This is a genomic window from Dyadobacter sp. NIV53 (genome assembly GCF_019711195.1).
Lineage (GTDB): Bacteria > Bacteroidota > Bacteroidia > Cytophagales > Spirosomataceae > Dyadobacter.
This window is the reverse complement of sequence record NZ_CP081299.1, coordinates 4,131,632-4,149,448: the sequence shown is the minus strand read 5'-3', so window position 1 is coordinate 4,149,448 and position 17,817 is coordinate 4,131,632. Positions and strand designations below refer to the sequence as shown.

Annotated in this window: 15 protein-coding genes; 3 read left to right on the top strand and 12 right to left on the bottom strand. The window is 40.8% G+C overall.

Translation table 11 applies throughout. The features are described 5' to 3' along the window. The first annotated feature begins 6 nt into the window (after positions 1–6). Positions 7–1,206, top strand: coding sequence for an L-2-hydroxyglutarate oxidase (gene lhgO, locus KZC02_RS16950; RefSeq protein WP_221389797.1), 1,200 nt, complete (start codon positions 7–9; stop codon positions 1,204–1,206). 105 nt (positions 1,207–1,311) lie between these two features. On the opposite strand, the gene KZC02_RS16945 is transcribed toward lhgO, so the two are convergent. The 12 genes from KZC02_RS16945 to KZC02_RS16890 form a co-directional block, all read right to left on the bottom strand. After that, complete coding sequence (locus tag KZC02_RS16945; RefSeq protein ID WP_221389796.1) at positions 1,312–2,964, bottom strand: amino acid permease; 1,653 nt, start codon at positions 2,962–2,964, stop codon at positions 1,312–1,314. Between the two features lie 128 nt (positions 2,965–3,092). Next, entirely contained in the window at positions 3,093–6,068 is a 2,976-nt protein-coding gene (gene secDF / locus KZC02_RS16940) for a protein translocase subunit SecDF (protein WP_221389795.1), read from the bottom strand. Between the two features lie 223 nt (positions 6,069–6,291). Further along, positions 6,292–6,684, bottom strand: a complete 393-nt coding sequence (locus tag KZC02_RS16935) for a hypothetical protein (RefSeq protein WP_229253642.1) — start codon at positions 6,682–6,684, stop codon at positions 6,292–6,294. Positions 6,685–6,794: 110 nt separating this feature from the next. Then, entirely contained in the window at positions 6,795–7,922 is a 1,128-nt protein-coding gene (locus tag KZC02_RS16930) for a P1 family peptidase (protein WP_221389794.1), read from the bottom strand. A gap of 91 nt (positions 7,923–8,013) precedes the next feature. Then, the gene (locus tag KZC02_RS16925; protein ID WP_221389793.1) at positions 8,014–8,949 is read right to left on the bottom strand and encodes a DUF4249 domain-containing protein; all 936 of its coding nucleotides are present in this window, start codon (positions 8,947–8,949) and stop codon (positions 8,014–8,016) included. 11 nt (positions 8,950–8,960) lie between these two features. Further along, a complete protein-coding gene (locus KZC02_RS16920; protein WP_221389792.1) occupies positions 8,961–11,333 on the bottom strand; it encodes a TonB-dependent receptor in 2,373 nt (790 codons plus the stop codon). 223 nt (positions 11,334–11,556) lie between these two features. Next, complete coding sequence (folK, locus tag KZC02_RS16915) at positions 11,557–12,048, bottom strand: 2-amino-4-hydroxy-6-hydroxymethyldihydropteridine diphosphokinase (protein WP_221389791.1); 492 nt, start codon at positions 12,046–12,048, stop codon at positions 11,557–11,559. Positions 12,049–12,156: 108 nt separating this feature from the next. Beyond that, positions 12,157–12,396, bottom strand: coding sequence for a 50S ribosomal protein L28 (rpmB, locus tag KZC02_RS16910; protein ID WP_221389790.1), 240 nt, complete (start codon positions 12,394–12,396; stop codon positions 12,157–12,159). A 92-nt stretch (positions 12,397–12,488) separates the two neighbouring features. Then, positions 12,489–13,178 carry a response regulator transcription factor gene (locus tag KZC02_RS16905; protein WP_221389789.1) on the bottom strand — a complete coding sequence of 230 codons (690 nt, stop codon included), beginning with the start codon at positions 13,176–13,178 and terminating at the stop codon, positions 12,489–12,491. Positions 13,179–13,296: 118 nt separating this feature from the next. After that, the gene (locus KZC02_RS16900) at positions 13,297–14,553 is read right to left on the bottom strand and encodes a sensor histidine kinase KdpD (protein WP_221389788.1); all 1,257 of its coding nucleotides are present in this window, start codon (positions 14,551–14,553) and stop codon (positions 13,297–13,299) included. A 123-nt stretch (positions 14,554–14,676) separates the two neighbouring features. After that, entirely contained in the window at positions 14,677–15,531 is an 855-nt protein-coding gene (locus KZC02_RS16895; protein ID WP_221389787.1) for an N-acetylglucosamine kinase, read from the bottom strand. Positions 15,532–15,573: 42 nt separating this feature from the next. After that, positions 15,574–15,807, bottom strand: a complete 234-nt coding sequence (locus KZC02_RS16890; RefSeq protein ID WP_221389786.1) for a cytochrome b5 domain-containing protein — start codon at positions 15,805–15,807, stop codon at positions 15,574–15,576. Positions 15,808–16,151: 344 nt separating this feature from the next. Between KZC02_RS16890 and KZC02_RS16885 the strand changes: the two genes are divergently transcribed. Beyond that, positions 16,152–16,610 carry a hypothetical protein gene (locus tag KZC02_RS16885; RefSeq protein ID WP_229253641.1) on the top strand — a complete coding sequence of 153 codons (459 nt, stop codon included), beginning with the start codon at positions 16,152–16,154 and terminating at the stop codon, positions 16,608–16,610. Between the two features lie 151 nt (positions 16,611–16,761). Next, positions 16,762–17,784, top strand: coding sequence for a thiamine-phosphate kinase (gene thiL, locus KZC02_RS16880; protein WP_221389785.1), 1,023 nt, complete (start codon positions 16,762–16,764; stop codon positions 17,782–17,784). Positions 17,785–17,817: the final 33 nt, after the last annotated feature.

Below are 17,817 nucleotides of genomic sequence, written 5' to 3'. Positions count from 1 at the left end.
GAACCCATGTACGATATCATAATCATCGGCGGCGGAATTGTAGGCCTGGCCACAGCTCTCCGTATCAAAGAAGAAAGGCCTTCCTTAAAACTTCTGCTGCTTGAAAAGGAAAATGAAGTAGCAAAACACCAGACTGGGCATAATAGCGGCGTTATTCATTCGGGGCTGTATTACAAGCCGGGTAGCCTGAAAGCAACAAATTGTATCCGTGGTTATCAGATGCTGCTTGATTTTTGCGATCGTGAAAATGTTCCGTACGATTTATGCGGTAAAGTAGTGGTTGCAACCAATGAAGAGCAAAAGCCATTACTCCGCAATCTTTATGAGCGAGGAATGCAAAATGGCCTGGTAAAGAACAGAATGATCTCTGGCGGGGAACTTCGCGAAATTGAGCCGCACGTAAAAGGGCTTGAAGGAATCTGGGTACCATATACGGGTATTATTGATTACAAAGCGGTATCCGAAAAATATGCAGAGTGCATTCAAAAACTGGATGGTGAGATACGGTTTGGCGAAAAAGTAATTGATATTAAAAACCGGAATACACATTCCGAGGTAGTTTCCGCAAGTGGTAAAATATTTGAAACACGCCTGATTGTGAATTGTGCCGGGTTATATTCTGATAAAGTCGCTCAGCTTACACAGCCGGAAAATATCAAAGTCCGTATTATTCCTTTTCGCGGAGAATATTATAAAATTCGTCCGGAGAAACATCATCTGGTAAAAAATCTCATTTACCCCGTTCCTGACCCTAATTTCCCATTTCTTGGCGTTCATTTTACACGCATGATAGAAGGTGGTGTAGAAGCAGGGCCTAATGCTGTATTTGCATTTCAGCGTGAAGGTTATAAAAAAACAGACATCAATTTCCCTGAATTATTTGAGGCTCTTGCCTGGCCGGGTTTCAGGAAGGTTGCCGCCAAATACTGGAAAACCGGAATGGGGGAATATTACCGTTCATTTTCGAAAGCAGCTTTTACCAAAGCTTTACAGGAACTGATCCCTGAAATACAAAGTGAAGATCTGGTTTCTGGTGGTGCCGGAGTACGTGCTCAGGCTTGCGACTATGACGGAGGCTTGCTTGATGATTTTTCAATTATAGAAAACAAAGGAGCGATCAACATTTGCAATGCACCTTCACCTGCTGCTACTTCTTCGCTCTCTATCGGGCAAACAGTTTCAGAAAGAGTATTGGCAAGAATTTGATTTAAGCTACTGGCTGTTGGCTTTCGGCAATTGGCTTTCAAACTGTAAAAGCAAAAAAACTTCCTGGCTGGGAAGTTTTTTTGCTTTTTATAAGTTACCGTCTCTTTAAATACTTTCCTTTTTAAACTGTGCTATCCCATAAATTACAACGTGAGCAACAGAGAAAATGATAGAGAAGTAAAACAAACCAACTTCACCTTCCGTCAAGGAATGATGTATAATGGCGATCGCTCCAAGAACAATTGAAAGAACAATTCCTGTCCAGCCCGCTACCTTGCGGCCGTTGTATATCGAAGAGGATTTTCCATCAGATAAAAAGCTGTTTTTAATTCCGTACCACAAATAAACGTCTAACCCCAAAATCATCCAGACAAATAATCTTATCCAGGTATCAAGAGGTAAAAATGCCATCATGAAAAAACATGTACCTACTCCTAAAATCGGGATAAATGGTACCCATGGAGTTTTGAAGGCACGGGGAACTTCAGGCATTTGTTTTCTCATCACAATGATACCTATACATACCAGGATAAAAGCGAATAATGTACCGATACTGGTCATTTCCCCTACAACGCGGGCAGGAACAAATGCTGAGAACAAGCTCACAAACAGCATGAACATGAAATTGCTTCTTACCGGTGTCTGGAATTTTGGATGAACACTTGAGAATATTTTTGGAAGTAAACCGTCTTTACTCATACTAAAAAATACCCTGCTCTGGCCCAGCAACATTACCAGGATCACAGATGCATACCCACCCAAGATAGCTACAATAATAGCACGGTTCAACCATGGATAATCCGGATGAAGAGCACCAGAAGCGTCTGTTGTTCCCATATGTTCAATTGCAACAGCAACCGGTGCAATCCCGTCCTGACCTTTGAAGGAAGTATAATTAGTTACTCCGGTCATTACATGTGCAAACAGTATGTAAAGTATTGTGCAGATTATCAATGAACCAAGAATACCAATAGGCATGTCCTTTTTAGGATTTTTAGCTTCCTGAGCGGCCGTACTCACTGCATCAAAGCCTATGTAAGCAAAGAATACAATTGCCGCCGCACGCACAATCCCACTAAACCCGTATTCTCCAAAGGTTCCTGTGTTATCAGGGATATAAGGAATATAGTTGCTGCTGTCAATATATTGCCAGCCCAGAAAAATAAAGATAAGTACTACTGTTACTTTAACTCCTACAATAACGGCATTTACTTTAGCACTTTCCTCTGTGCCTTTCATCAATAACAAGCTCATAAGTATTACAATGAATACTGCCGGAAGATTAACATAACCTCCGTCCCAGGGACCTACTGTTAAGGCTGTTGGTAAATGAACATCAAATCCTTCACAAAACTTGACTAAATACCGGCTCCAGCTAATACTAACAGTGGCAGCACCAACTGCGTATTCTAAAACTAAATCCCAACCTATGATCCAGGCAACAAACTCTCCCATTGTTGCATAAGAATAGGTATAGGCACTTCCTGCTACCGGTATCATTGAAGCAAATTCAGCATAGCATAAACCCGCAAAAGCACAACCCAAAGCAGCAACGATGAATGAAATAGTAATGGCCGGGCCTGCCTGGTTAGCGGCAGCGCCACCTGTTATCGAAAATAAACCTGCTCCAATAATAGCTCCAATTCCCAGTGCCATAAGGCTTGCCGGCCCAAGCGTTCGTTTTAACTGATTACCTTCTCCGGAGGACTCCTGTAAAAGTTTAGATAATGGTTTTTTAACCCAAAGTTGATTTGCCATAGAGAGTCTTTTATTGTATTTGTTTTATCATTATTCCCTAAAACTAAAATAAAATTTGTTAAGTATACGAGATCGCAGAATAAAAAAGGGGAAAGTAAAGCACTTTCCCCTTTTTATCCTTTAAAATATTACGCTTTAATCTTCTTACTCAGGGCAGAAGGTGAAGTAGTGTCTGTAACTACCGCAACCGGCTGTTTTCTCTTTTCGCGCTGCAATAAATCAACTACGATCGGTGCGGCAACGAAAAGTGAAGAATAAGTACCAACAATTACACCAAGCAACATACAGAATGTAAACCCGCGAAGCACTTCTCCACCAAAAATGATCAGTACAAGTAGTACCAGCATAACTGAAATACCAGTTACAGCAGTACGGCTTAATGTACTGTTCAAAGCATTGTTGATTACAGTAGGAAGGCTTTCATTCCTTGCTTTATCATCTGCCAGGTAATCACGGATACGGTCATAAATTACAACAGTATCATTCATAGAATAACCGATCATGGTAAGAATCGCACCAATGAACGCCTGGTCAATGTCAAGAGAAATGTAAGGGATCCAGCCATTGAATAAAGAATAGATAGCAAGGATAATAATTACGTCATGGCCCAGTGAAACAACTGCACCATAACTGAATGCCAGGCGTTTGAAACGTATAAATATATACGCAAAGTTGGCTACCAACGCAAGGATAATGGCATAAACCGCCGATATCATCGTATCGTAGGCAATAGTAGGACCTACTTTTGAAGAACTTACGATTTTACCAGGATTGCCGGTAAGCCTGGCAACTCCTTCCATTATTTTTGTATCTGCTTTCAGATCGGCATCAGGCTTGGTATCTTCAATCAGGTAATCAGTTGTAATTTTAACCTGATCAGCTCCCCCGTAAGTCTTGATTTCAGGACTTGATCCAAGAACCGTTTTCATTGCAGCGCGGAGATCGTCCGTTTCAACATCTTTGTCAAAACGCACTACATAAGAACGTCCACCTTTGAAGTCAATACCCAGTCCAAATCCTTTAAAGATGAACGACCCTACCCCGATCACCATAATAATGGTAGAAACGATGTAAAAAGTACGGCGCTGCGATACGAAATCGAAGGAATTATCTTTAAACCAGTTTTTGGTCAGTGCAGAATAAAAAGTGAATGTTTTTCCTTTCTTAATCTGAGCTTCAAGAAGCAAGCGTGTGATGAAAATAGCGGAGAACAACGAAGTAATTAAACCAATAATAAGTGTTGTTGCGAAACCCTTCACCAAACCGGTCCCAAAAGTATACAGAATAATACCAGTCAGAAGTGTAGTTACGTTGGAGTCAATAATTGCTGTCAGTGAGTGTTTAAAACCATCCGTTACTGCTTGGCGGAAAGCCTTTCCTGCCTCTATTTCAACTTTTATACCTTCATAAATCAATACGTTCGCATCCACCGCCATACCGATCGTCAACACGATACCTGCAATACCCGAAAGCGTAAGAACCGCTCCCAGAGAAGCCATAATTCCCATCAGGAAAAACAGGTTGATTAATAAAGCAACGTCAGCAATCCATCCTGCTTTGCTATAATAAGCAAACATAAACACCAAAACGATTACCAGACCAATCATAGAAGATACTACTCCGTCACGAATTGCTTCAGCACCCAGTGTTGAACCTACTACTGCTTCTTCCACTATATGAGTAGGAGCCGGTAATTTACCCGCTTTCAAAACGTTAGACATATCCTTCGTTTCTTCTACTGTAAAATTACCTGTAATGCTTGAGTTACCGTTTGGTATTTCGCCCTGTACAGTCGGAGCGGTATAAACCAGGTTATCAATAATAATTGCAACCGGCCGGCCAATACTTCTCGCAGTCAGTGTACGCCATTTACGCGCCCCTTCTCCGTTCATACGCATGGTTACTTCCGGACGGCCACGGTCATCATAATCATGTGTAGCATCTACAATCACATCACCTTCCATTGCAGCCTGCCCATTTGCCTTTTTAATAAAATACAAAGGCAGGATCAACTGGTTTTTAACATCAGCTGTTCCTTTACGGTCCCACATGAACACAAGGTCAGCAGGGAAAAAAGATTTTACTTCCGGACGGTTCAGAATTGCACTTGCACGGGCCGTATCTTTCAGATAAACGCCTAATCCTTGTGGCATAGGAACAAAAAGACTTGTTAATGCTGCACTTTGTGCTGCCAAGGCCGATGAGTCTGTTTTAGTAGAATCTGCTCCTTTTTCTTCAAGCTGAGCGGCTAGTCCACCTAAGCCTGTTTTTTTCGTAGTATCTGCCGCAGCTGCAACAGGTTTGGCAGTCGCTTTTTGAGCTGCATCTTCTCTTGTAAGGTATTTACCCAACTGGTCAAGACCTGATGCCAGTTCGTTGGTAAGATATACTTCCGAAAATTCAAGTTTTGCAGCACCGGATAATAAGCGGCGTACACGCTCCGGGTTATCAACACCAGGAAGTTCTACCAAAATCTGGTTTTTACCAGGCAAGCGCTGAATATTAGGGTTAGTTACACCAAACTTGTCAATACGTGCCTGTGTAATCTGAAATGCTCTTTCGATAGATCCGTTAATTTCCGTGTTAAGCATTTTCTTCACGTCATTGTCAGAAGAATTGCTGTTGATCTTGCCACGGTTTCCACTGTTTGAAAAAACGCTTGCAAGACTGGTATTCGGCGCAGCTTCTTTAAAAGCACTTACAAACAGATTGACAAATGAACTGTTGCTTGCTTTTTTATCTTCGCCTGCTTTTGCCAAAGCTTTCTGAAACGCAGCACTGCGGGCGTTTCCACCAGCCATACCTTTTAAGATATCAACCGGAGATACTTCCAGTACAACGTGCATACCACCCTGAAGATCAAGGCCAAGGCTCAACTCACGCTCCATTACTTCCTGCAGAGTTTGTCCCAGATATACGTCTTCACGCCATAGTGAATCAATGTATAACTGTTTTTTCGCAGGGTTCACTTTGCCCTGTGAGTCGGTAGCAAACGTTTCTGCTTTACCCATTATATTACGCGAAACGAACGTAAAAGAAAGGTAATAGACACTGATAAGGGCGAGCACAATGGTCAGCCCTAATATTCCATTTTTATTGGTCATTGGTATTAGTAAAAATTTGGATGATTTTTTGAAACTTTAAACGACTGGTTATTATGATATTATATTCAAATGGAAACGAATCTGAAAGTGTATCAGAATGATCCGGGCAGGTATACTACCGGACAGCCATTTTGTATATAATATTCTGACTGGTTGAATGTCGGCTATAACAGATAAACTGTTATTAACTTTATTCTGTTGACTTTGAAATGATTAGTTAATGTCAGGGAGCGTTGGTGACTATATAACTTCCGAAGACCCTGCTGAAACAGGTAAACAAAAAGAAAGACTCCGTAAAAGCAACCTCAGCAACAGGCTCTTTTTGGATAAAACTCCAGGCCGGCTGAGAAAGGAAATAAAAATACTGGAAGAAATCGAATGAAATAGCCGGAGTAATGACGGCATCAATGGACAGAGAACTTACCGTTGCTTGTCCATCATCTGATGCTGGAGCCTGATCTTTTTGCGAAACATCATGAAAAATAACTTTTCCGCTTACGGATCTTTTTTGAACCTCACCATTATTTACAGACCATGACCTTACGCCGGCGACCATCAAAAGCATGGCTGCCATCAATAAAGTAATTGCCTGATTTATAAAGGTTCTGGTTTGCACGATCTGAAAATCATCCTTATGAAACCGCAAATTTTAACGTAAAATATTACAATCCCAAATATATAGCCCTTAATTTATAACAAACTGAATCATAAGGTGATTTGGAAGTGCTATTTAGAGGAAACCCGACCGTATTTTTTCATCAGTTCCATCACTGCATCCTTAGGCAATTCTTCAACCTTATGGCCCTGCGTACCCACAGTTGTTTTGGCCATTAAAAGAGAATTTATGATCGCTTCCTCAGTTGCTTCGATCGCTGCTAAAAAAAGAGGAGAAATGTAATCGTTATGAACATAAGTAGCTGTGTATGTAGACTCAGCAGCTTCATGCAATACCCGGTTGGCTGTTGAAAACGCAATGACATAGTCACCGCTGCCGTTGGAAGCTATGCCTCCCGTTTGGGCAAGCCCCATAATAACCCGCTTTGCAAGCCGTTTCAAATTTCTGGCGTCCAGCGGTGCATCCGTCGCCAGTACCATCATACAGGATCCGTCGGAAGATTTATCTAAAGATTCTTTAAAAGCATATTTGCCAAGTTCCTGACCAACAGGAACTCCGTTTATCTTTAACACACCGCCAAAATTGGTTTGTACTAATATGCCTACTGTATATCCGCCCAGTTTCAATGGGAGTTTTCTCGATGAAGTACCAATGCCGCCTTTCCAGTTAAAACATACTGTTCCTGTACCAGCACCCACATTACCTTCTGCAACCGGTCCGCTTTGCGCTTGTGCCAGCGCATTCAGGACATGTTCTTTTTTCACGTGCCTTCCACGGATATCATTCAGGAAACCATCATTGGTTTCTCCTACTACCGGATTGACGGATCGTACATTTTCATTTCCCTGTTGGCCCAAAGTCCAGTCAATGAGCGCATCGGAGGCGGCTGGAACATTAAGGGTATTGGTTAATATAATAGGTGTTTCCAATGTTCCAAGCTCATCAACCTGAGAGTAACCGGCCAGTTTGCCAAATCCATTGCCAATATAGATGGCAGCAGGTACTTTTTGCTGAAAAACATTGCCTTCATGCGGAAGGATTGCGGTTACACCTGTACGGATATCTGCTCCTTCCGACAGCGTAATCTGTCCAACCTTTACACCGGCTACATCTGTAATGGCATTTAAAGTTCCTGTAGGCAACACACCTATTTTTATTCCAAGCTCACGGGGACGGCTCTGAGCAGAAACATGGGAAATTGTACTGACTGATAACAAAAAGAGGAATAGCTGTTTCACGGATATGTTTTAATTACTGCTTCAAAATACAAAAAAGCATGAAAAGATCTCTCATACTTTTTTGTATTAATAATTATGACCAATATTCTCATTAATCCTCCGGCCTTGCCTTTTCAGGATCGATAATAGTTTCTTTTCTGCTTACGGCCGAAGCACCAAAATAGCCCAATGCTTTTTCTCCGGCCGGGTTTGCGTTTACCACGTTAGACTTAACATTCTGAATAGGTACAGCAAAAAGGCCTCCGTTAGCTGCCTGTGTCTGTATTTGTTTCAAATATTCAAACGCTTCATTGGTAATGCTGTGCAATTCCGCCCCTACCGCCGCTCCGGCTGAATAAAGTGAATCTGTTGTAATTGACTGGCGGATCGGCTGGATAAAAATCAATCCGTCGGAAGGTGCACCGGCACTGAATGCGGCGTCATAAGCAATAGAAATCCAGACAGCTTTGTCCACAACTGCTTTGCCATTTATGACCGGCTTGATCCAGTAGGTATCTCCCGCTCCGGTAAAATCTCTTGCATAAAATGACGCTATGTAGCCTTTTTTAGGGCCTTTATCTGGTTCAAACGGATAGGTTTCGTGCTGGTAAACAATTGAATCAATTGTTGGTACCCGTTTGATTTCATTTACGGCTGAGTAGGTATCTGCCGCATTTACTACTTTTAAAGTATAGGTACGGCCAATATGTCCCAATGTATCGTTCAGTGAACTTCCCCAGATATATTTGCCATTATTGGCTGCATCTTTAAATTCATACATTTTACCTTTATCATCTGTAACAGTTACCGTTGCGCCCAAAACCGGCTTGGCAGGACTATTATCGAAATAACTTGCTGACCATGTCAAACGGATGGTTTGCGTACCAGGCTGATTGGTAATCCAGCCATCCACTACCAGTTGGGTCGGACCGGTTGCCGATTTCAGATCAATTACATCCTCACAACCTGTAAGGCTGATGAAAATGAGGAAAATTAAAGAGCTAAAAATTGCTCTTTTTATGATGGAGATTGTTTTGATATTTTTCATCAGGCTAATTTTCAGAACTTAAAGTTGTAAGTAACAGCAGGAATAAAACTTCCGATAACAGAATAACGTACGGCCTCTGTTTTAAGAGGTGTATCTTCATTGGCACGCGTGTATACAGAAAAAGGATTACGACGGTTGTAAACATTATAAACTGAAAACACCCATTCACCTTCTCCTGTGCCAAACAACTTCCTTTTTGATTTCAATGTCGCTGCCAGATCCAGGCGGTGATATGAGGGTATGCGGCTGTTATTACGTGCTCCATTATAATTGTTACCAATCACAAAGCCCAACGCATCGTAACGGTTGGTAGGGAAAGTGGCAGGCGTACCTGTTGCAATTGTAAAGTTTGCTGAAAGCGTTAATCTTTTTCTCAGCTCATAAATCGCTACGGATGTAAAGTTGTGCGGTTTGTCAAAACGAGCCGGAAACCAGTCATTATTATTGATCGTTTCAACCAGCCGCTCTGTTCTTGACAAGGTATAACTTACCCAGCCAGTTAACTTTCCTTTATTCTTTTTCAGATAAAATTCAGCTCCATATGTTCTTCCTTTTCCGAACAGTAAATCTCCCGCAACAAACTGGTTCAAAAGAAGATCTGAACCCGGTACATAATCAATCTGATTATACAGTTTTTTGTAATAAACCTCCACGGAAGCCTCATACATATTGTCTTTAAAATTCTGGAACCAGCCCAATGCTACCTGATCTGCTTTTTCAGGGCGGATATTTACAGAACTTAATGTCCATACATCCAGAGGTGAACTTGCTGCGGTATTGGAAAGTAAATGCAGATACTGGGTCATCCGGTTGTAACTGGCTTTGATGGAAGCACTTGATGACAAACTGAAATTGGCAGAAAAACGCGGCTCCCAGTTTCCATACGATTTCATCAGTTCGCCTTTCTTATATTCTGTTCCGGGATAAATTGGCAATTTACGTTCCCCCGTTTTTACTTCCTGATAATTATATTCCGTTCCGGGGCCAAGGCTACGGAAGTAGGAATAACGGATACCATATTGAAGAGAGATTTTGTCAGTCAGTTTTTGCTCATTGCCAATATACAAGGCCGATTCGTCAGCATATCTTGGTTCAAGGCTAATGTCCGTATTTTCACCTTCTGATACGGCAATTGCTTTTCCAGGCCGTGAATCGTAATGAAGATATTGCCCTCCGAATGTCAGCTGATTGTTGGGTGTGAGGTAATAGGTAAAATCTGGTTTTACACTGGTACTGATAATTTTAGATTTCCAATCGAACCGGTCCTTTGCATTTGGGTCATTTTGGTTCTGACCCAAAGAATAATCGTAATTACTGTAAAAACCAGTCAGGTTCATGAACAGTTTATTGGAAAAAATATGGTTCCAGCGTCCGGTAGCCGTTGCATTGCCCCAGCCAAAACCAAAATCACCACCACCAAAAACATCCTTACCGAAATATCCGGAAGCAAAAAATGTGTCTTTATCACCCAAACGATAATTTACCTTTGCAGTAAGGTCATAAAAATTAAATTTTGAATCCCGCAGGTCTTTATTGAGAAAAGGTTTGGCAAGAATATCAATATAGGATCTCCTTCCGGCAACGATAAACGATCCTTTTCCATCTGCAAAAGGTTGTTCATAAGTTAACCGGGAAAATATAGAACCGATTCCGCCATTGATTTCGCGTTTCTTGGCATTTCCTTCTTTCATTCTCACATCAAGAATAGAAGAAATCCGTCCGCCATATTGTGCAGGAATTCCACCCTTGATCAGCTTAACATCTTTTACCGCATCCGGGTTAAAAACAGAGAAAAAACCAAATAAATGGGACGAATTGTAAACCGGGGCTTCATCGAGCAGTACCAGATTTTGAGAAATATCTCCTCCTCTGACGTTAAATCCCGATGCTCCTTCACCCACTGTTGTAACACCTGGCAGCAATTGGATACTCCGGATCAAATCCACTTCTCCCAATAAAGCCGGCATTTTTTTAATGGTTTTCATTTCCACCTTATTGACGGACATTTCAATGCCTCTTACATTTTCATCATCCTTTTTAGTAGAAATAGTCACTTCGGCCAGCTCATTACTCTCGGCTGCCATTTCAATACTAACCGTTTTATCAGCATCCAGTCCGACTTCGCGCGTCATTTTCTGATAGCCAATATAGCTGTAAACCAACGTATAAGAACCAGCAGGAAGTGTGATTGAATAAAACCCGTAAGGATTGGTAACGACGCCGGTTTCGGCTTCACGAACATATACTGATACGCCAATGAGCCCTTCGCCATTTGACATGTCCTTAACAAATCCGCTTACCGTCTGCTTGTTTTGCGCATTTGCAGTCATGCTGATACATAACAGTAAAATGCCCAGCCATTTCTTCTGTACTTTATTGATCATAGCTCATTTTTTGTGTGGCGTAAATTGAATTTTTCTAATGTATTGACAATCCATTGGAAGCACACCCCTATTTCACTATAATATTAATTAAATAAGGACTCAACATTCCTGCAAAACAAGCAAGAAAGTAGATAGCCTGAAACTAAAAAATGATGAACTGATGGTATTGGGAAATGAACGGGGATATTAACTATTTGTAAGGCAGTAAATTAAAAGTAATATATCATGAAAATAATTTTACTTCACTGTTATCAGTGCATACCGCAAGGAGCTGAGCAGAACTTTTATGGAAAACGGGATGGATAAAATCAGGTGCAATTTCAGCCAATGGAGCCAGAGTGAAGCGGCGTTCGTGCAGGCGCGGATGTGGAATTGTAAGCCGCGCACTATCCAAAATTAAATCCTGAAAATATAATATATCAATGTCTATAACCCGGGCACCCCAGCGTTCGTAACGCACCCGTCCCAGTTCTTGCTCAATTGCCAGGATAATCCGAAGCACTTCTTCCGGATCCAAAACTGTTTGAAGCTCAATGACCTGATTTAAAAAAGCCGGCTGATCCAAAACGCCCCAGGGAGCAGTTTCATATACAGAAGATGCGCTCTTAATCTGACCGATCTGTTCCTCAATCAATTCAACGGCAGACCGCAAGACTTGCAAGCGCTCCCCCAGATTAGAGCCAAGAAGCAGAAAAACGATATTTTTTGTGATCATGCAAAATAATCTCGTTGAGCGGGCTTGTATTAATTTATGGAGCCTTTTTCACACGAAAAAAAGGACTTCCCGAATGAGAGAAGTCCTTTCAGTAAAGTATCCGAATTTTTAGAACGTAAGCGTTCCTTTTTCGTATGCCTTTTGTATGGTAGCTTCGACACCATTTTTATTGATAGTACGAAGTGCAGAAGTAGCAACTTTAAGCGTAATCCATTCTCCTGTTGAAGGAAGAAAGAAACGTTTCTTTTGCAAATTCGGGAAGAATTTACGTTTTGTTTTATTATTAGCGTGGGAAACATTATTTCCAACACGAGTTCTTTTACCAGTTATTTGACAAATCTTAGCCATGACTTACTATTTTTCCAAATGAGGGTGCAAATATGCGTGTTTATTTTTTTGAACGCAAATAAAAACAAGATAAATTTTATAAAAAGTGCTTATTACCACCTCATTCTGAAGCCGACACCATGAACATTATCAATTTTAATATCAGCATCTGACGACAAATATTTTCTTAATCTTGATATAAAAACATCCAGGCTTCGGCCCATAAAATAGTCATCATCACCCCAGATAGCCTTCAAAAGATCATCACGCCGGATTACCTGATCAGGACGGTCAGCGAGGTATTTTAACACTTCTGCCTCACGGAATGTAAGGTTCTGTGAACTTTCATTGATTGATAGTGTAAGCTTCTGAAAATCAAACGAATAATTACCTATTTTACTAAAATCAGATTTTGCTTGTACAGGCTGTTTATCCGATTTGCTGCGGCGCAAAAATACATCGATCCGAAGCCTGAGTTCTTCAATGCTGAAAGGTTTGGTAATGTAATCATCCGCACCTAACTGGAGGCCTTTTATTTTATCTTCCTGCAAAGCCCGCGCGGTGAGAAAAAGTATGGGAACCTGGCCGTCTGATTTTCTGATATTTTCTGCCAGTGTAAAACCATCCATTTTAGGAAGCATGATGTCGAGCACACAAATATCGAAGTGTTCTTTACCAAAAATATCGAGCGCTTCTACCCCATCCTGTGCATGGACAATCTCATAATCATACTGTTCCAGATTATCCATGGTTGCAAACGCAAGGTTCGGATCGTCTTCTACATAAAGTATTTTCTTTTTCAATTGATGTCGGTTTAGTAGTGCTGATTTCTTATAAATTTTATTTCGTATTATACAATTTACCGTATTGTTTACAATTCGATGGATGGTAAAAAAGCCATCCGGCGGATTTGCCAAAATATTATGCCGCGTTTATATTTTGCGGTATTGTAATTTTGAATGTACTTCCTTTTCCCAGTTCACTTTGTAACTCCAGAAGCCAGTGATGCGCACGCACGATTTGTTTAACGTAACTCAGGCCAATTCCAAAACCCTTCACATTATGCACATCTCCGTAAGGAATACGGAAAAACTGGTTAAATATCTTTTTTTGATATTCCGGAGCGATGCCAATTCCCTGATCCTGAACGGATATAATGAGGTTATTATTCCTGTTCTGGGTAGTAACAATCACTTTTGGAACATCGTCAGAATATTTTAATGCATTATCGATCAGATTGGTAATCATGCATCTGAAATGAAAAGGATCCGCTTTAATAATCGAATTTTCAGCTTTCCTGAGAAACTGGATTTTATCATCAAACGGAATAAGCAGGCTTTCAATTACCTCATCTGCATGAATGGTTTCTTCTTTTAAGATCAACGCATTACGCTCTGCTTTTGCCATGGAAAGCACCATCTCAACCTGTCCCTGCAGTCTCAGAATTTCTTCCTGAACAATCCTGACATATCTTTTGTAACGTACCGGCTGGGTAAGGATACTTTCAGAATTTAAAACATCAGCCGCTATCCGGATCGTAGAAATCGGTGTCTGAAGTTCGTGAGTCATATTATTAACAAAATCCCGCTGCACTTCTGATAATTGCTTTTGCCTCAGGATAATAAACAGTGCATAAGCAAAAAAAGAAACCGCTACCAATACGAGAATAGACGACCAGATTGCACCCGTAATGCTGCCGGCAAAGTAAGTTTCCTGCTCCGGAAAACGTACGCCAAAATAATAAGGATACTTATCTGTTTTAATCCAATTGGTAGTCTTTGTTGGTGTCTTATCGTTGTTTTTTGTGCTCAGCGACATACCGAAACGCATCCGGTTTGTAGTACAATCGTAAATTCCAATTTCAAAATCAGTGATCAGATTGTGCTTCTGAAAACTGTCTTTCATGAAAAGTTCCAGCAAATCGGGTTGTGTGGTTGCGTTTGTATTAACCAGGAAATATTCGGGAGATAGTTGTTCAACGGGATTTGTCGTTTGCATTACACCATTCACTTTTGCCAGTTTTCCTGCTACATCCTGTAAAGCAATATGTGCATTCTGGTTAAACTGACGGTGCCTCAGATCCAAAGCTTGTTTTACCCAGTAAATCTGTGTGAACACTACACTGATTATGAGCAATGCAGAAAATACAGTAAGGGATTGAATGGTTTGACGCGACATTTCTGATTTCTGTTGACCAGCCAAAGTTAATGGCAATTACTGAATTTTGGTTTGACTGCATTTCGGAAGAACAAACGGATTAACGCTTATTTATATGCAAGCTCAACCTCAATTTTTTTTATTTTATAAGTGATATTCCAACAAACCTTCCAGTGGTGATTTTAAAATTTTACCCGGCATTAAACCTTTGTTTCTTAAACTTTTTTGTAAAATATCCTGATAATAATAGGCTACTGATCCGGTGAAATGCACAGGATATTTTTCTGGATTTTCGTGTTTTAAAACATACTTTTCAATAAAAAGACCGAATGCACAGCTTACAAGATCTTCTATAAACGGATGCTTTATATGATCAAAAATGAAACTTGAAAAAGTGGCGAAATATCGGTTGGGAAAAGGTTTTTTGTAGGCATTATCCAAAACTGAAAGTCTGTTAATTTCAGGATATATATCGGCAAATTGCTGATGCAGGTCTTTCGGTAATTCGTTTTGCAGAAAATGTACAACCAGCGTTTTGCCCAGATAAGAGCCGCTTCCTTCATCGCCCAGCCAAAACCCAAGTGAACCAACTGACCGGACAATTTTTCCACCGTCGTAAAACGCATTATTTGCACCCGTACCTAAAATACACGCCAAACCAGGTTCTTTTCCACACAATCCTCTTGCCGCTCCAAGCATATCAGAAGCCACTTCTACGATTTGAGCCGTGGGAACACCAGATATCAATGCATTTGTAATCGGGCGGCTCGTTACTTCGTCTGCACATCCGGCACCGTAAAAGAAAATTTGTTCAATTGAACCGGAAAGATGAGGCAGAACTTCTCTTTTTAAAACAGAAATAACATCATTTTCAGTCTGGTAAAAAGGATTCAGGCCGGCAGAGTGGAATTGGAAATGCTCTCCGGATGAAAGTTTTAAAATCCAGTCTGTTTTAGTAGAACCGCTATCGGCAATTAAAATATTGGGTTTGGAAATCATTTGTGCTGGCTTTCCGTTTTGGCGATTATTAATTGATTTGTATTACACTGTGATTAATTTCCCAATTGCTTTGAATTTTTCGAACACGCTTTTGGTATGTGGTGCATCACCCAGCTCTTTTGTAAGGTCCTGTCCTGCCCAATGTTCATAATGATGCCCGTTTCTCCATAATCTGGAAGAAGTTACGTCATATATAATTCCCTGATAAGCACACCATATATCTTCTTTATCCTGCCCGTTTCGCAGCGCCAGTTGCGCTCTTGTATACTCTTTCATTTTATGATTTTTCGTACTGCAATTTAGGCATAATGATTATTCGAATATATTTGAGACCTTGTTTAAAATTATTATACAATTTCTTTATGCTATTTTTGGGTTACAACCGGGCGCCGGCCGCTGCGTTAAATTTTTCAGGATGGTGCGCCGCTGCGATAGCCAGGGTTATCCATCAAAATCCGCTTTGTTTCGCCGCGCGACAGTCGTACTAAAATTAAGAGATAAAGAAATTTATATTACAAATTTTAACAGGCACTTAATTCCGGTATGTCAGAATATTTTGATATTAAGAATAAAAAGTATGAACTTGGCGTTTTGTTAAAGAATTCATTTAGAACGAAAATATGAAAAAAGGCTACTCTCAACTTCTGGGCATAATGCTGATGCTCACACTAATGGCAGCAGGATGTGGAAAAGACAAAGTAAAACCATTATCAGAACGTATCGGTAAAGCATGGACTGCGCAATCTGTTAAGGAAGGAACAGTTGTAGTTTACACCCGTGGCGGTTCCAATAATACCAGACCGGCTTATTCCGCTTTCCGGCTAACGCTTACCAGTGCATCCGGTGTGCAGACTGCCACTTACACGGAATTTGACGGTAATACTTTTACAGGCACATGGGCTTTGGAAGGTGAAACGGTACTTGTTTTATCAGGCCTTACTCCTGCCCCGACCGGAAGCGGAGGATCGCTTAAATTTACGATTACTTCTATCGATGATACCAAACTTGTACTTACCCGTTTAACAGCCAGTCCTAAAACCGGAAATACAACAAACGAATACACGCTTAGTAATCCATAATTCCATTACGGTAATGGAATTACCCTGACAGAATCAATCATCCTGATTGAACTACATGATAGGAACTGATGTAATGTATTGAATAACAATGAATTTAGCGAAGCCATTTCCCTTCAAGAAGTGGCTTCATTTTTTTGTATAATTTTGTAAAATGGAAGCAAGAACAGAAATCAGCAGCTTAGGCGAATTTGGCCTGATCAAAAGAATTAACCAGGGAATAAAAAATACTTTGCCTGATACTATAAAAGGAATTGGCGACGATGCAGCCGTAATCGATCTGGGAACAGAAGAATATGGATTGTTATCGTCGGACATGCTGATGGAAGGCGTGCATTTTGACCTTACATTTTTCCCTCTTAAACACCTGGGATACAAAGCTATATCAATTAATGTTTCTGACATTGCGGCTATGAACGGTACACCGCGGCAGGTTACCGTAAACCTGGCATTGAGCAATCGTTTTTCCGTAGAAGCAATCGACGAATTGTACGAAGGAATGAAAACGGCATGTGCTGATTTTAATGTAGATCTGGTGGGTGGCGATACTTCTTCTTCGTTATCAGGCTTGTTTATTTCGGTCAGCGTTTTTGGCAAAGTTCAAAAAGATAAAATTGCTTACAGAAATACGGCCAAACCACACGATCTGCTTTGTGTTACGGGTGATCTGGGTGGTGCTTATATGGGACTTCAGTTACTGGAAAGAGAGAAGCAGGTATTTTTGGCTGATCCTAATATGCAGCCTGATCTGGAAGGAAAAGATTATGTAATTCAGCGCCAGCTTCGCCCGGAAGCACGTATGGATGTAGTCTATGAACTGGCGGAAGCAGGCGTTTTGCCAACTTCCATGATTGATGTCTCAGACGGACTGGCTTCTGACCTGTTACATATTTGTGCACAATCAGGAGTTGGAGCTATTGTATTTGAAGATAAGCTCCCGATTGATGACCAGACTTATCTGGCTGGTACGGAGCTCAATCTCAGCCCGATCACAGCAGCCATGAATGGCGGAGAGGATTATGAATTACTTTTCACGGTTTCACAGCAAGCTTATGACCTGATCAAAAACAACCCGAAAATTAGTGTAATCGGATACATAACGGATAAAAAGGAAGAGATCATGCTTCATACCCAACAGGATAGCCGTGTTCCGATTACGGCGCAGGGCTGGAGTTAAGTTTAAAGATTTACTATTTTCAAAAAACAGCAT

Excerpts from the sequence above, each read along its gene's own strand:
- secDF (WP_221389795.1), bottom strand. The coding sequence starts at position 6,068 with ATGACCAATAAAAATGGAATATTAGGGCTGACCATTGTGCTCGCCCTT.
- KZC02_RS16925 (WP_221389793.1), bottom strand. The coding sequence starts at position 8,949 with ATGAAAAATATCAAAACAATCTCCATCATAAAAAGAGCAATTTTTAGC.
- folK (WP_221389791.1), bottom strand. The coding sequence starts at position 12,048 with ATGATCACAAAAAATATCGTTTTTCTGCTTCTTGGCTCTAATCTGGGG.
- KZC02_RS16900 (WP_221389788.1), bottom strand. The coding sequence starts at position 14,553 with ATGTCGCGTCAAACCATTCAATCCCTTACTGTATTTTCTGCATTGCTC.
- KZC02_RS16895 (WP_221389787.1), bottom strand. The coding sequence starts at position 15,531 with ATGATTTCCAAACCCAATATTTTAATTGCCGATAGCGGTTCTACTAAA.
- KZC02_RS16920 (WP_221389792.1), bottom strand. The coding sequence starts at position 11,333 with ATGATCAATAAAGTACAGAAGAAATGGCTGGGCATTTTACTGTTATGT.
- rpmB (WP_221389790.1), bottom strand. The coding sequence starts at position 12,396 with ATGGCTAAGATTTGTCAAATAACTGGTAAAAGAACTCGTGTTGGAAAT.
- KZC02_RS16890 (WP_221389786.1), bottom strand. The coding sequence starts at position 15,807 with ATGAAAGAGTATACAAGAGCGCAACTGGCGCTGCGAAACGGGCAGGAT.
- thiL (WP_221389785.1), top strand. The coding sequence starts at position 16,762 with ATGGAAGCAAGAACAGAAATCAGCAGCTTAGGCGAATTTGGCCTGATC.
- KZC02_RS16885 (WP_229253641.1), top strand. The coding sequence starts at position 16,152 with ATGAAAAAAGGCTACTCTCAACTTCTGGGCATAATGCTGATGCTCACA.
- KZC02_RS16945 (WP_221389796.1), bottom strand. The coding sequence starts at position 2,964 with ATGGCAAATCAACTTTGGGTTAAAAAACCATTATCTAAACTTTTACAG.
- lhgO (WP_221389797.1), top strand. The coding sequence starts at position 7 with ATGTACGATATCATAATCATCGGCGGCGGAATTGTAGGCCTGGCCACA.